Origin of the sequence: Rhodoferax sp. OV413 (assembly GCF_900104385.1) — a bacterium.
Taxonomy (GTDB): Bacteria; Pseudomonadota; Gammaproteobacteria; order Burkholderiales; family Burkholderiaceae_C; genus Rhodoferax_B.
Genome location: NZ_FNJA01000006.1, coordinates 87921 through 99815, shown reverse-complemented (window position 1 = coordinate 99815; position 11895 = coordinate 87921). Strand labels below are relative to the sequence as shown.

Here is an 11895-nt window from a genome sequence, read left to right as displayed (position 1 = left end):
GCTAAGGCTACAGTGGGCCGCGCTGGTTTTCCAAAAATATTAACCCACGAAAGACTGCCCACCATGAAACGGATTGCTTCATTTGTTCTGGCCGCGTCCGCGCTGGCCCTGGCCGGCCCGGCAGCGGCCCAGTTTGCCAAGCCCGAGGACGCCATCAAATACCGCCAGAGCGTGATGTTTGTGATGTCGCAGCATGCGGGCCGCATCGGCGCCATGGTGCAGGGCCGGGTGCCGTTCGACGCCAAAGTCGCCACCGAAAACGCCGAAGTGGTGGCCACCCTGGCCCAGCTGCCCTGGACCGCCTATATGCCGGGCACCGACAAGGGCGGCAATACCAAGGCCTTGCCCGAAATCTGGACCGATGCCGCCAAGTTCAAGGAACACGGCGACAAGCTGCAGGCCGACAGTGCCAAGCTGCTGGCCGCCACAAAAACTGGCAATCTGGACAACGTGAAGACCGCTTTCGGTGCGGTAGGCGGCAACTGCAAGTCCTGCCACGACGCGTTCCGCGCCAGGTAGAACAGTTGATTTGCTATTGAATGGATAGCTGCCTGCGCGGGCAACATCTGCGCCAGAGGCCTATTTCTTACTGGAAATAGGCCTTGTGTGCGTTCAGGCCTCGGCCAGCAGCTTTTCGATCATGCGGTGCAGTTCGGCAAAGTCGGGCTCGCCGATGAAGCGCTTGACGATTTCGCCACGCTTGTTGACCAGAAAGGTGGTCGGCGTCAGCTGCACCGGGCCCCAGGCCGTGGCGGCGGCTCCGGTGTTGTCGATGGCCACCTGGAACGGCAGCTTGCGGGTCTGCGCGTAGTTCACCACATAGCTCGGCGGATCATAGGCCATGGCCACGGCCAGCGTGTCGAAGCCCTGGGCATGGTATTTGTCGTAGGTGGCGATGATCTTGGGCATCTCGGCCACGCAGGTGGTGCAGCTGGTGGCCCAGAAGTTCACCAGGGTGACCCGGCCCTTGAAATCGGCCGTGCTCTTCTGGCTGCCGTCGAGCAGCACATAAGTGGCCATGGGGGCGGCATTGTTGCTATGGGCCACCAGATAATAGGCACCCGAACCCACGGCTAGCAGAACTGCTGCGCTGGCTGCAATAAATGTTTTTTTCATTTCAAAGGTTGCCCATGTATCGCCGTCATTTTAATTCCGCCTCGGTTTCTGCACTCGGCCTGCTGTTGTGGTCTACCGCGCAGCAGGTGCATGCCCTGTCGCTGGCCGACCTGAGCGACAAGGAAGCTAACCAGGGCCTGAAGACCGCGCTGGAGAAATCCGCGCTGGCCGCCGTCGGCCTGCTCGGGAAGACAGATGGATTCCTGGGCAACGAAAAAGTTCGCATCCCCTTGCCCGGCTACCTGGAAGACGCGGCCAAATGGCTGAAAAAACTCGGCCAGGGCAAGCGCGTCGACGAGCTGGTGACCAGCATGAACCGTGCCGCCGAAGCCGCCGTGCCGCTGGCCAAGGATGCGCTGGTGGGCGCGGTGAAGAGCATGAACTTCAACGACGCGAAGAACATCCTCAGCGGCGGCGAAAACGCCATGACCAACTTCTTCGCCGAGAAAACCCGCACCCCGCTGTTCGGCAAGTTCCTGCCGGTGGTCACCCAGGCCACCGAGCGCGTGGGCGCGGCCGCCCAGTACAACCAGCTGGCCGGCAAGGCCGCGGGCCTGGGCCTGATCAAGAAGGAAGACGCTTCTATCCAGGACTACATCACCCACAAAACCCTGGACGGCCTGTACCTGATGATCGGCGAGCAAGAGAAGAACATCCGCCAGGACCCGATCGGTACCGGCAGCGCGGTGCTGAAAAAGGTGTTCGGCGCGTCCTTTTGAGCATGCGCCGGACCGCCCTGCTCTGCATGTGTCTCGCCGCGCTGGCCGCCTGCAGCCCGTCGCTGAACTGGCGCAGCGTGCGCTCCGAAGCCCATGGCCTGCAGCTGCTGCTGCCCTGCAAGCCCGACAAGGCCAGCCGCGAGGTCAGCATGGCCGGCGCCAATCTGCAGCTGGACATGCAAGGCTGCGACGCCGCGGGCGCCACCTTTGCCGTGTCCCATGTGCGGCTGGCCGATGCCCGGCAGGCCGGCGCCACGCTGGCCGGCTGGCAAGCGGCCACGCTCGCGCATCTGCATGCGGCGAATCCGCAAACCCAGGCCTTTGCCCTGCCGGGTAGCTGGTCGGGCGTGCGCTGGGCGCTGGCCGGCCAGCGCGCCGACGGCTCGCCAGTGAACGCCCAGGCGGTCTGGTTTGCCCATGCCGACCCGGCTGGCGTCGACCTGTTCCATGCCGTGGTGTATGCCGACAAGCTGGACCCGGCCGCGGCCGAGACCTTCTTTACCGGGCTGAAATTCGAGTGAACTAAGCTAGACGCTTGCCGCGCCGATAATTGGACTTAATGAACAGCATCCTCATCATCGCCCACGCCCCGCTGGCCCATGCCCTGCGCCAGTGTGCTCTGCACGTGTTTCCCGACTGTGCGGACGGCGTGGTGGCGCTCGATGTACAGCCCCATACCTCGCCCGAAGAAACCTTTGCCATGGCGCGCATCGCCATCGACCAGCTGGGCAACGGGCAGTTTCTGGTGCTGACCGATGTGTTCGGCGCCACGCCCTGCAATGTGGCGCAGAAGCTGGTGGACGGCATCAAGTCCAAGCTCATTACCGGCGTGAACCTGCCGATGCTGCTGCGCACCGTCAGCTACCGCCACGAGTCGCTGGAGGCCCTGGTGTCGCGTGCGCTGATCGGCGGCACGCAGGGCATCATGCAGGTCGCCATCACCGCTCCCCAGAACCAAGCCCGCAAGAAGCATGATCCAAACCACCACGACCATCAGCAATAAGCTGGGCCTGCACGCCCGCGCCTCCGCCAAACTCACCAAGCTGGCGGGCAGTTTCCCGTGCGAAATCTGGATCGCCCGCGGCGAACGCCGTGTCAATGCCAAAAGCATCATGGGCGTGATGATGCTGGCCGCCGGCCTGGGCGCCACCGTGGTCATCGACACCGACGGCCCGCAAGAGCAGCAGGCGATGGACGCCCTGCTCGCCCTGATTGCCGACAAGTTCGGCGAAGGCCAGTAAATATGGCTCACCCCCAGGCTTGTTCGCTGCGCGTAACCGCCAACCCCCTTGCAGGGGGCAATGCCAGTCGCCCGGCAGAGCCGGTTCGACGGCATTCACCTGGGGATACGGGAGCCGTGGCGTCATGACTTTTGCTATCCACGGTCTGCCGGTTGCCCGGGGCATTGCCATCGGGCGCGCGGTGCTGGTCGGCTCCAGCCGCGTGGATGTGGCGCATTACTTCATCGAAGCGCACCAGGTCGCGGAAGAGATCGACCGCGTGCGCATGGGCCGCAACGCGGTGGTGGACGAGCTGCAGCGCCTGCAGCACGCCATGCCGAAAGACGCGCCGCCCGAGCTGACCGCCCTGCTCGACGTGCACCTCATGCTGCTGGAGGACGAGACCCTGACCTCCGGCGTCAAGCACTGGATCACCGACCGCCTGTACAATGCCGAATGGGCGCTGACCACCCAGCTCGACATCCTGGCCCGCCAGTTCGACGAGATGGAGGACGAGTACCTGCGCGAACGCAAGGCCGACCTGGAGCAGGTGGTCGAGCGCATCCTGCGCTACATGAAGGGCGTGGTCTCGCCAGTGGCCCAGCCGCTGCCGATCCGACGCAAGGCCGGCCAGCACCTGTGGCCCGACGAAACCCTGACCGTGCCCCTGGTGCTGATCGCCCACGACCTGTCGCCGGCCGACATGCTGCAGTTCAAGCAAAGCGTGTTCGCCGGCTTTGTTACCGATGTCGGCGGCAAGACCTCGCACACCGCCATCGTGGCCCGCAGCCTGGACATCCCGGCCGTGGTCGGCGCACGCAGCGCCAGCCAGCTGGTGCGGCAGGACGACTGGGTGATCATCGACGGCGACAGCGGCGTGGTGATCGTCGACCCCTCGGCCATCATCCTGGCCGAATACGGCTTCAAGCAACGCCAGGGCGAGCTGGAACGCGAACGCCTGATGCGGCTGCGCCACACGCCGGCCGTCACGCTGGACGGCCAGCGCATCGAGCTGCTGGCGAATATCGAAATGCCCGAAGACGCGCTCGGCGCAGTGAATGCCGGCGCGGTCGGCGTCGGCCTGTTCCGCAGCGAATTCCTGTTCATGGGCCGCAAGGGCAGCCTGCCGAACGAAGAAGAGCAGTACCAGGCCTACCGCCGCGCGGTCGAGGGCATGCAGGGTATGCCGGTGACCATCCGCACTGTGGACATCGGCGCCGACAAGCCGCTGGACAAGGGCCAGAAGGAAGACACGCACCTGAACCCGGCGCTGGGCCTGCGTGCCATCCGCTGGAGCCTGGCCGACCCGGCGATGTTTTTGACCCAGCTGCGCGCCATCCTGCGCGCCGCCGCCCACGGCCAGGTGAACCTGCTGGTGCCCATGCTGGCGCACGGCAGCGAGATCCGCCAAACGCTGTCGCTGCTGGACTTTGCCCGCGCCGAGCTGGACAACCGCGGCGCGGTCTACGGCCCGGTCAAGCTGGGCGCGATGATCGAGATTCCGGCCGCCGCGCTGACCTTGAAGCTGTTCCTCAAGTACTTCGACTTTTTGTCGGTCGGCACCAACGACCTGATCCAGTACACGCTGGCGATCGACCGCGCCGACGAGTCGGTGGCCCATTTGTACGACCCGCTGCACCCGGCGGTGCTGCGCCTGCTGGCCGACACCATCCGCGAATGCCAGTCCCAAGGCAAGGGCGTCAGCGTCTGCGGCGAAATGGCCGGCGATGTGGCCATGACCCGGCTGCTGTTAGGCCTGGGCCTGCGCAGCTTCTCCATGCACCCGGCGCAGATCCTGGCGGTCAAGCAGGAAGTGCTGCGCGCCGACACCAGCCGGCTCACGCCCTGGGCCCAGCATGTGCTGGAAGCCGAAGAACCAGCGCTGGCCATGGCCGACCCGCTGTCGGCCCGCACCGAGGTGGAGCCGGTGTGGGACTCGGGCCTGGGCCCCTTGTCAACCTACTGAATTTACAAACAAAAAGAGCTGCCAGCGCATGTACATCATGCGCTGGCAGCTCTTTTTTTAATAGCAAACCTAGGTCAGCCTAATGCCAGGGACTGCGCAGAAGCGTAGACCGGCGGCTGGGGGCTTTCTTCCTCGCCGGCAAAAGCGCTGATGGTGACGGTAAAGGCCAGCGCAAACAGGGCTGCGGCGGCAAATTTAAGCGTATTCATAACTTCTCTCCTGCACCAGCCGGAGGGCAGCAAGCTGCCTTGTCGCTATGTGACCCTGCGGGGGCTGAAATCACATCGCACTCAAGGCACTTGCTGCGGGTGTCCGGTAAGGCACGGTGGCGGTTTAGCTGCGGATGCGGACGATTTCACCGGCCTTCAGCGCGGCTTCATACTCGGCGCGCACTTCGGCACGGGTCTTGGTGCTGGCGGCAACGGTCTTCGGATACTGCTTGTCGTTGCTGAACGAAAGCAGGCTGCCGTCCTGGCGGGCCTGTGCCAGCTCGGCTTGCACGTCGGCGCGGCTCTTGGTGCTGGTGACCGATAGCTGGGGGTAGTTGTTGTCGTTGCCGGCAAAGGCGCTGGTAGCGGCCACGGAAGCCAGGGCGATCAGGGCGGAAGCGGCGAATTTGGATGCGGTCATGGTCATTTCTTTCAATCGGTTGGTTCAAAAGACCACAGCCGGGTCGGCTGTAGCCATGGTCGGTTTTTTGAAGCTCCTGGATCAGGAGGCTTGCTTGCCGAATCCATGGACTGAACTTTAAAACCGCCAAGCGCCTTGGCGGTTCCCCGGGTTTGATGGCATCGTTCTATTAATTTCAACGATGAAGTATTGACCGCACTAAAAATGTGGGAATTTTGACCGCAGAATGCAGATTTCCGCGGGTTAGTACTTAGAACCGGTACAAAGTCTTTCAGGGCTTGGGAATGCGGATCCGGCTGATCATCAGCGAGCCCGACAGCGCAAACATCAGCACCAGCGGGTGCAGGGTGAAGCCGCCCATGCGGACCTCGCCCAGCCACAGGGCTCCGCGCACATTGCCGGTCCAGGCGGCCATGGCCAGCACGAATACCAGCACGATAGAGGTGGGGATGGGCGTGCCTTCGAAGTACTTCACCTTGTCCGTGCCCTGCGACAGGGTTTCGGCCGTCACGTTGTAGCGCGCCAGCCGCGACACGCCGCAGGCCACAAAGAAGGCCAGCACCACGCGGTCGTACAGGCCTTGCATGCCGCAGCCGTAGGCAATGATGGCCGGGGCCACGCCGAACGAGATCACGTCGGCCAGCGAATCCAGCTCGCGGCCCAGGATCGAAGTCTTCTGGCGCCAGCGCGCGATCTTGCCGTCGAACACGTCGAACACAAAGGCCGCCAGCACCAGCCAGCAGGCAAAGTACACATGGCGCACATCGCCGAGCTCCAGGTAGGTCATGACGGAGAACAGCGCGCCCACCCCGCAGACCGCGTTGGCCAGCGTGAACCAGTCGGCCAGGTGGAATTCGCGGATCATGGAGAAAGGTTTTTGCGGCTTGTCGGGGGTCATGGAATACAGCTCCTGTGGATGCGCGGGGGGCGGATCGATGGTGTGAGGATACCCGCCCACCGATTTATATGAAAAAAAGGCCTGCAGCGCAGGTAGTACTTGCGCCAGCAGCTACTAGTTTGATAGCGGCTTGAGCAGTTCCTGCAGATCGGATTCGGAAAACAGCGGCTCCTTGCGCGCCTGGGCCCCGCTGTACATGCTCTCGGCCAGCGCGGCCTTGCGCTCCTGCAGGGCCAGGATGCGCTCCTCGATGGTGCCCTGGGCCACCAGCTTGACCACCCAGACGCTCTGCGTCTGGCCGATGCGGTGGGCGCGGTCGGTGGCCTGGGTTTCGACCGCGGGGTTCCACCAGGGGTCGTAATGGATCACGGTGTCGGCCTGCGGCAGGTTCAGGCCCACGCCGCCGGCCTTCAGGCTGATCAGGAACAGCGGCACGGCGCCGCTGGTGAACTGGTCGATGATCGCGTCGCGCTTCTGCGACTGGCCGGTGAGCTTGGTCCAGGCGATGCCGCGCTTTTTCAGCTCGACTTCGATGCGCGCCAGCATGGTCGTGAACTGCGAGAACAGCAGCACGCGTCGGCCCTCGGCCAGCATCTCGGGCAGGATCTCCATCAGCTGCTCCAGCTTGGCCGACTGCTGCACCTGGCGTGCCGACTCCAACCCCAGCAGCTGCGGGTCACAGCAGACCTGGCGCAGCTTGAGCAGCGCGTCCAGGATGGTGATGTGCGACTTGGCCAGGCCCTTGCCGTCCAGCGCCTCGCGCACGGCTTTCTCGGTGCTCAGGCGTATGGTTTCGTACAGGTCGGCCTGGGCGCCAGCCAGCTCGACCCGCATCACGGTTTCTACCTTGGGCGGCAGCTCGTGCGCCACCAGGGCCTTGGTCCGACGCAGCATGAAGGGGGTGATGCGGCTGCGCAGCTGGGCCAGGCGTTCGCTGTCGCCGGCCTTCTCGATAGGCGTGCGGAACAAGGTGTTGAACTGCGCCTGGCTGCCCAAAAAGCCGGGCATCAGAAAGTGGAACAGGCTCCAGATCTCGCCCAAATGGTTTTCCATCGGCGTGCCGCTCAACGCCAGCCGGTGCTGGGTGTTGAGCTCGCCCACCACCTGGGCGGCCTGGGTGCTGGCGTTCTTGATGTTCTGCGCCTCGTCCAGCACCACGATGTGCCAGGGCGCCTGCAGCCAGCCGTCGCGGTCGCGCTGCAGCAGCGAATACGGGGCAATCACCACGTCGTGCGCATGCGTGCTGTCGGCCACCTCGTGCCGGTCCGCGCCGTGCAGCACCAGGCAGCGCAGGCCCGGGCAGAAGCGCTGGGCTTCGCGCTGCCAGTTGCCCATCAGGCTGACCGGCGCAATGATCAGCGCCGGGTTGCTCAGCCGGCCCGCGTCTTTTTCCACCTGGATGTGGGCCAGGGTCTGCAAGGTCTTGCCCAGTCCCATGTCGTCGGCCAGGATGCCGTTCAGACCGGCGCGGCGCAGGAACTGCAGCCAGTTCAGGCCTTGCTGCTGGTAGGGCCGCAGGCTGGCGTGCACGCCGGCGGGCAACGGTACCTCGGGCAGCGCGCTGTGGCCGGCCAACTGGGCCACCAGTTCCTGCAGCGCCTGGGCGCCGGCCCATACCGCCCCCTGGCCGAGGGCCGCGCCGGCGCGCAAGGCTTCGAGCCGGCTCAGGCGCAGGCTGTCGCCATCCAGGTCGTGGCGGCGGTCGCCAACCAGCTCCAGCAGGGCCGACAGCCAGGGCCGCAGCGGCGCAGTGGGCACGCGGATGAAGCTGTCGTCGGGCTTGCGCATGAACACATGCGGCGGCAGCACCCGTTCGCCGCTGTCGCCGTCGACCGGCGCATTCGCCAACTGGGCCAGCAGGCTGGGCAGCCAGGGCAGGATGTTGTGCCGCTCGCCATTGATCTCCATGCCCAGCGACAGGTCGAACCAGGGCGAGGCGTCGGGGTCGGCCGCGGAGGATTGCATCTGCACGTCCAGGCTGTCGGCGCGCTGCAGCCAGTCGGTCAGCCCGTCGTCCAGCGTGACGCTGAAGCCATCGGCGCGGAATTCCGCATAGCCGCTGTCGGCCCAGTCCAGCCAGGGCTGCTGGCTCTGCGCGCCCGGCAGGCCGTAGCCCGAGGCTGGCAAACCGACCAGGCCGCGCTGCAGCAGCAGGCCGGCGAGCCGGGCTTCGGCCTCCAGGTCGCGCTGCAGCAGGGTCTGGCTGCCCGCGTGGGTGAGCAGCACGGTGGTCTCGCGGTGGTCCCAGCTGCCGCGCAGCCCCGCGTAGTCGAAATGCAGCTGGGCCCGCAACAAACCCAGCTGGGCCTCGTCTTTTTTGGCCACCGGCAGCAGGTGCAGATGGCCGGTAGGTGCCACGCCTTGCACGCAGGGCAAAGGCGTCAGCGTGGGCGGCAGGGCCACCGCACCCAGGCGGCGCAATAGCGGCGCCTGGAACGGCTGCAGCGCCGACTGCGGCACCGGCGGCGCATTCAGCAGCAGCGGCAGGTGCTCGGCGGCGATGCCCGAGGTCTGGGCCAGGCCACACGCGCCCTGGGCCGCGTCCAGGTACAGCGGCGGCTGGTTGGCGTACAGCTGGGCGGTGCTTCGGCCCGCGCCCAGCTGGGGCAGCAACGCCCACACCGGTTCGCCGGCTTCGGGCGTACTGGACTGCCAGCGCCAAGCCAGGTCCAGCGGCTCGGCCCAGCGCAGCGGCGCGCCCAGAAAGCCACCATCGGCCAGGGCAAACAGGCGGCCGCTGTCGGACGCCATCTGCACCGCCAGCCGGCCGGCGGCACCCGCCACCACGGCGCTGATGCCGTAGGAGGCCGAGGGCACGGCCACGCTCTGGCCCTTGACCAGCAACAGCAGCTCGCGGTCTTGCGGGCTGGCGTCGTCCCACAGCGGGTGGCCGGGGTAGGGCAGGTTCTGCAGGGTTTTGGGCTTGGCCCAGTCGCCGTTGCGCTTGCGGTTGGCCTTGTAGACCTGCAGCTCCAGCATGCGCGCCAGGTGCGGCGCGGCGCAGGGGCCGAGCACATAGACCAGGTAGTCGGTGCGCTCCACATCCGGGTGCGGGTGGTGGATGCGGTCCAGCGCGTCGAACTGGGCCAGCCAGTGGCCGACCTTGGCCTGGGCGGCGGCGCGCGTACGTTCGGCCGCGGCCTGCCGGGCGGCGGCCAGCTCGGCGTCGGTGGGCTGGCGCGGCGGGGCGTTGACCGTGGCCTGGGTGCGGTAAGCGGCTTTCAGCGACAAGGCCACCGCATGCTTACAGTCCACCCCCACCGGGCAGCTGCAGTCGGCGTCCCAGTGGGTCAGCATGCCGTGCACATTGATGTGCAGGCGGATGTTCTGCGTGTAGGGCGTGCGTTCGCTGCCCTGCACCTTGCCGGCCAGCTGCCAGCGGCCGTTGTCGATGGCGCGGACCTCAAGGTCCAGCACCTTTTGCCCGCGGTACAGCGTTAAGCCACGCTCCAGGACGGCGTTGGAGACGTAGTTGCCGAGATTTCTAGGGTTGAACCACAGGCCACCAACCGTCGCCATTTACAGCGCGGTGTTGGCCAGGGCGTGTTCGGCCTGCTGGTCAGCGTGGTAGCTGCTGCGCACCATGGCGCCCACGGCGGCGTGGCTGAAACCCATGGCGTAGGCCTTTTCCTCGAACATCTTGAAGGTGTCGGGGTGCACGTAGCGCTTGACGGGCAAATGGCTGTTGCTGGGCGACAGGTACTGGCCGATGGTCAGCATGTCGATGTTGTGGTCGCGCATGTCCTGCATCACCTGCAGGATTTCTTCGTCGGTCTCGCCCAGGCCGACCATGATGCCGCTCTTGGTCGGCACATTCGGGTGCAAGGCCTTGAACTTCTTCAGCAGGTTCAGGCTGAACTGGTAGTCGCTGCCCGGCCGGGCTTCCTTGTACAGGCGCGGCGCGGTTTCCAGGTTGTGGTTCATCACGTCGGGCGGGGCCAGCTTCAGGATTTCCAAAGCGCGGTCGTCGCGGCCGCGGAAATCGGGCACCAGCACCTCGATCTGGGTCAGCGGCGAGAGTTCACGGATGTTCTTGATGCAATCGACGAAATGCTGGGCGCCGCCGTCGCGCAGGTCGTCGCGGTCGACACTGGTGATCACCACGTATTTGAGCTTGAGCTTGGCGATAGTCTTGGCCAGGTTCAGCGGCTCGTCCGCGTCCAGCGGGTCGGGCCGGCCATGGCCGACGTCGCAGAACGGGCAGCGGCGCGTGCACTTGTCGCCCATGATCATGAAGGTGGCCGTGCCCTTGCCGAAGCATTCGCCAATATTCGGGCAGCTGGCTTCCTCGCACACCGTGTGCAGATTGCTTTCACGCAAAATTTGTTTTATTTCGTAAAACCGGGTGCTGGGCGAACCGGCCTTGACGCGTATCCATTCGGGCTTCTTCAGCACCTCGCCCTGGACCACCTTCACCGGGATGCGCGACAGCTTGGCGCCCGCTTTTTGCTTGGCCAGCGGGTTGTAGGACTCGACAGATTGCGCGTCGCGGACGACTTCGGTGGTGCTCATGGGCGTAATACTTTGGTGGTTGGCCGGGGTGGCGATTATCGCCCGAGGCGGAAATTAGAGCTTCCTGTCTTGGCATTAACCGGGGGAGATGGCTATAGTTCGGTTCATGTTGCAGTGCAACATAAGTTGCACACCGCCTGTTTTGATATTTTTACCGGAGCCTTCCATGCTGAACTTTGCCACCCTCACCGCCACCCAGAAATCCGCTGCCACCGGCTTTTTCGAGCTGTCCAACACCTTGTTTGACGGCGTGCAAAGCCTGGTCAAGCTGAACCTGCAAGCCGCCAAGGCCACCTTGCAAGAAACCGCCGACACCACCCTGGCCGCCTTCCAGATCAAGGACCCGCAAGAACTGGTGACCCTGCAGACCAACCTGCTAAAGGCCGTGCCCGAGAAAGCCACTTCCTACCTGCGCCACGTGCAGGCCATCGCCACCTCCAGCGGCGCCGAAGTCCGCCAGTACGCGGAAGACCTGGGCGCTGACGCCAAGACTGGCTTCGCCACCCTGGTCGAAACCGCCACCCAGAACGCCCCGGCCGGCACCGAAAACGCCGTCGCCCTGGTGAAATCCACCGTCGCCGCGGCCACCAAGGCCATCGAATCGGCCCAACAAGCCGCCAAGGAAGCCACCGACAAGGCTGTGGAAGCCGTCGAAGCCCACCTCGACACCAAGGCATAAGACCTTGCCCGGGCGCGTCCGCGTCCATCCCTGACAATATGCCCTGCGGCCTGGTTCACTACCGGGCCGTTTGTCTTTGTGGAAGGTCTTGACTCACCCCCAGGCTGCAGCGCTACGCGTCTTGCGCCACCCCCCTTGCAGGGGGCGACACCAGT

At 65.2% G+C, this 11895-nt stretch carries 13 protein-coding genes; 7 read left to right on the top strand and 6 right to left on the bottom strand.

The window, feature by feature from the left end; all coding sequences use genetic code 11:
• The first annotated feature begins 63 nt into the window (after nt 1-63).
• Nucleotides 64-519 carry a c-type cytochrome gene (locus tag BLT66_RS19175; RefSeq protein ID WP_176955107.1) on the top strand — a complete coding sequence of 152 codons (456 nt, stop codon included), beginning with the start codon at nt 64-66 and terminating at the stop codon, nt 517-519.
• Between the two features lie 93 nt (nt 520-612).
• Here BLT66_RS19175 and BLT66_RS19170 read toward each other — a convergent pair whose 3' ends face one another.
• Nucleotides 613-1116: a TlpA disulfide reductase family protein gene (locus tag BLT66_RS19170; protein WP_092760112.1), complete on the bottom strand. Its 504-nt coding sequence runs from the start codon at nt 1114-1116 to the stop codon at nt 613-615.
• 14 nt (nt 1117-1130) lie between these two features.
• On the opposite strand from BLT66_RS19170, the gene BLT66_RS19165 reads away from it, so the two are divergent.
• From BLT66_RS19165 to ptsP, 5 genes are all read left to right on the top strand, one after another.
• Complete coding sequence (locus BLT66_RS19165; protein WP_092760110.1) at nt 1131-1835, top strand: DUF4197 domain-containing protein; 705 nt, start codon at nt 1131-1133, stop codon at nt 1833-1835.
• Between the two features lie 2 nt (nt 1836-1837).
• On the top strand, nt 1838-2356 hold the full coding sequence (locus BLT66_RS19160) for a hypothetical protein (RefSeq protein ID WP_092760108.1): 519 nt from the start codon (nt 1838-1840) through the stop codon (nt 2354-2356).
• 38 nt (nt 2357-2394) lie between these two features.
• Nucleotides 2395-2838, top strand: coding sequence for a PTS sugar transporter subunit IIA (locus BLT66_RS19155; protein WP_092760106.1), 444 nt, complete (start codon nt 2395-2397; stop codon nt 2836-2838).
• Nucleotides 2807-3076, top strand: a complete 270-nt coding sequence (locus BLT66_RS19150; protein WP_092760104.1) for an HPr family phosphocarrier protein — start codon at nt 2807-2809, stop codon at nt 3074-3076. The genes BLT66_RS19155 and BLT66_RS19150 overlap by 32 nt, the downstream gene beginning before the upstream one ends.
• Before the next feature lie 124 nt (nt 3077-3200).
• Nucleotides 3201-5021, top strand: coding sequence for a phosphoenolpyruvate--protein phosphotransferase (ptsP, locus tag BLT66_RS19145; RefSeq protein WP_092760102.1), 1821 nt, complete (start codon nt 3201-3203; stop codon nt 5019-5021).
• 74 nt (nt 5022-5095) lie between these two features.
• Here the strand turns inward: ptsP and BLT66_RS27265 are convergent, their stop codons facing one another.
• The 5 genes from BLT66_RS27265 to lipA all read right to left on the bottom strand — a co-directional run bounded on the left by BLT66_RS27265 (nt 5096) and on the right by lipA (nt 11061).
• The gene (locus tag BLT66_RS27265; protein WP_255407009.1) at nt 5096-5230 is read right to left on the bottom strand and encodes a hypothetical protein; all 135 of its coding nucleotides are present in this window, start codon (nt 5228-5230) and stop codon (nt 5096-5098) included.
• A gap of 124 nt (nt 5231-5354) precedes the next feature.
• Nucleotides 5355-5651: a DUF4148 domain-containing protein gene (locus BLT66_RS19140; protein ID WP_176955106.1), complete on the bottom strand. Its 297-nt coding sequence runs from the start codon at nt 5649-5651 to the stop codon at nt 5355-5357.
• 271 nt (nt 5652-5922) lie between these two features.
• Nucleotides 5923-6549, bottom strand: coding sequence for a CDP-diacylglycerol--serine O-phosphatidyltransferase (gene pssA, locus BLT66_RS19135; protein ID WP_092760098.1), 627 nt, complete (start codon nt 6547-6549; stop codon nt 5923-5925).
• Nucleotides 6550-6663: 114 nt separating this feature from the next.
• On the bottom strand, nt 6664-10068 hold the full coding sequence (locus BLT66_RS19130; protein ID WP_092760096.1) for a DEAD/DEAH box helicase: 3405 nt from the start codon (nt 10066-10068) through the stop codon (nt 6664-6666).
• Nucleotides 10069-11061, bottom strand: coding sequence for a lipoyl synthase (gene lipA / locus BLT66_RS19125; RefSeq protein WP_092760094.1), 993 nt, complete (start codon nt 11059-11061; stop codon nt 10069-10071). It abuts the gene before it with no gap.
• A 166-nt stretch (nt 11062-11227) separates the two neighbouring features.
• Here lipA and phaP point away from each other — a divergent pair, with 166 nt between their 5' ends.
• On the top strand, nt 11228-11740 hold the full coding sequence (gene phaP, locus BLT66_RS19120) for a TIGR01841 family phasin (RefSeq protein ID WP_176955105.1): 513 nt from the start codon (nt 11228-11230) through the stop codon (nt 11738-11740).
• Nucleotides 11741-11895: the final 155 nt, after the last annotated feature.

Bases quoted from the DNA above. Each gene is read 5' to 3' on its own strand.
- BLT66_RS19175 (WP_176955107.1), top strand. From the start codon at position 64: ATGAAACGGATTGCTTCATTTGTTCTGGCCGCGTCCGCGCTGGCCCTG.
- BLT66_RS19170 (WP_092760112.1), bottom strand. From the start codon at position 1,116: ATGAAAAAAACATTTATTGCAGCCAGCGCAGCAGTTCTGCTAGCCGTG.
- BLT66_RS19165 (WP_092760110.1), top strand. From the start codon at position 1,131: ATGTATCGCCGTCATTTTAATTCCGCCTCGGTTTCTGCACTCGGCCTG.
- BLT66_RS19160 (WP_092760108.1), top strand. From the start codon at position 1,838: ATGCGCCGGACCGCCCTGCTCTGCATGTGTCTCGCCGCGCTGGCCGCC.
- BLT66_RS19155 (WP_092760106.1), top strand. From the start codon at position 2,395: ATGAACAGCATCCTCATCATCGCCCACGCCCCGCTGGCCCATGCCCTG.
- BLT66_RS19150 (WP_092760104.1), top strand. From the start codon at position 2,807: ATGATCCAAACCACCACGACCATCAGCAATAAGCTGGGCCTGCACGCC.
- ptsP (WP_092760102.1), top strand. From the start codon at position 3,201: ATGACTTTTGCTATCCACGGTCTGCCGGTTGCCCGGGGCATTGCCATC.
- BLT66_RS27265 (WP_255407009.1), bottom strand. From the start codon at position 5,230: ATGAATACGCTTAAATTTGCCGCCGCAGCCCTGTTTGCGCTGGCCTTT.
- BLT66_RS19140 (WP_176955106.1), bottom strand. From the start codon at position 5,651: ATGACCGCATCCAAATTCGCCGCTTCCGCCCTGATCGCCCTGGCTTCC.
- pssA (WP_092760098.1), bottom strand. From the start codon at position 6,549: ATGACCCCCGACAAGCCGCAAAAACCTTTCTCCATGATCCGCGAATTC.
- BLT66_RS19130 (WP_092760096.1), bottom strand. From the start codon at position 10,068: ATGGCGACGGTTGGTGGCCTGTGGTTCAACCCTAGAAATCTCGGCAAC.
- lipA (WP_092760094.1), bottom strand. From the start codon at position 11,061: ATGAGCACCACCGAAGTCGTCCGCGACGCGCAATCTGTCGAGTCCTAC.
- phaP (WP_176955105.1), top strand. From the start codon at position 11,228: ATGCTGAACTTTGCCACCCTCACCGCCACCCAGAAATCCGCTGCCACC.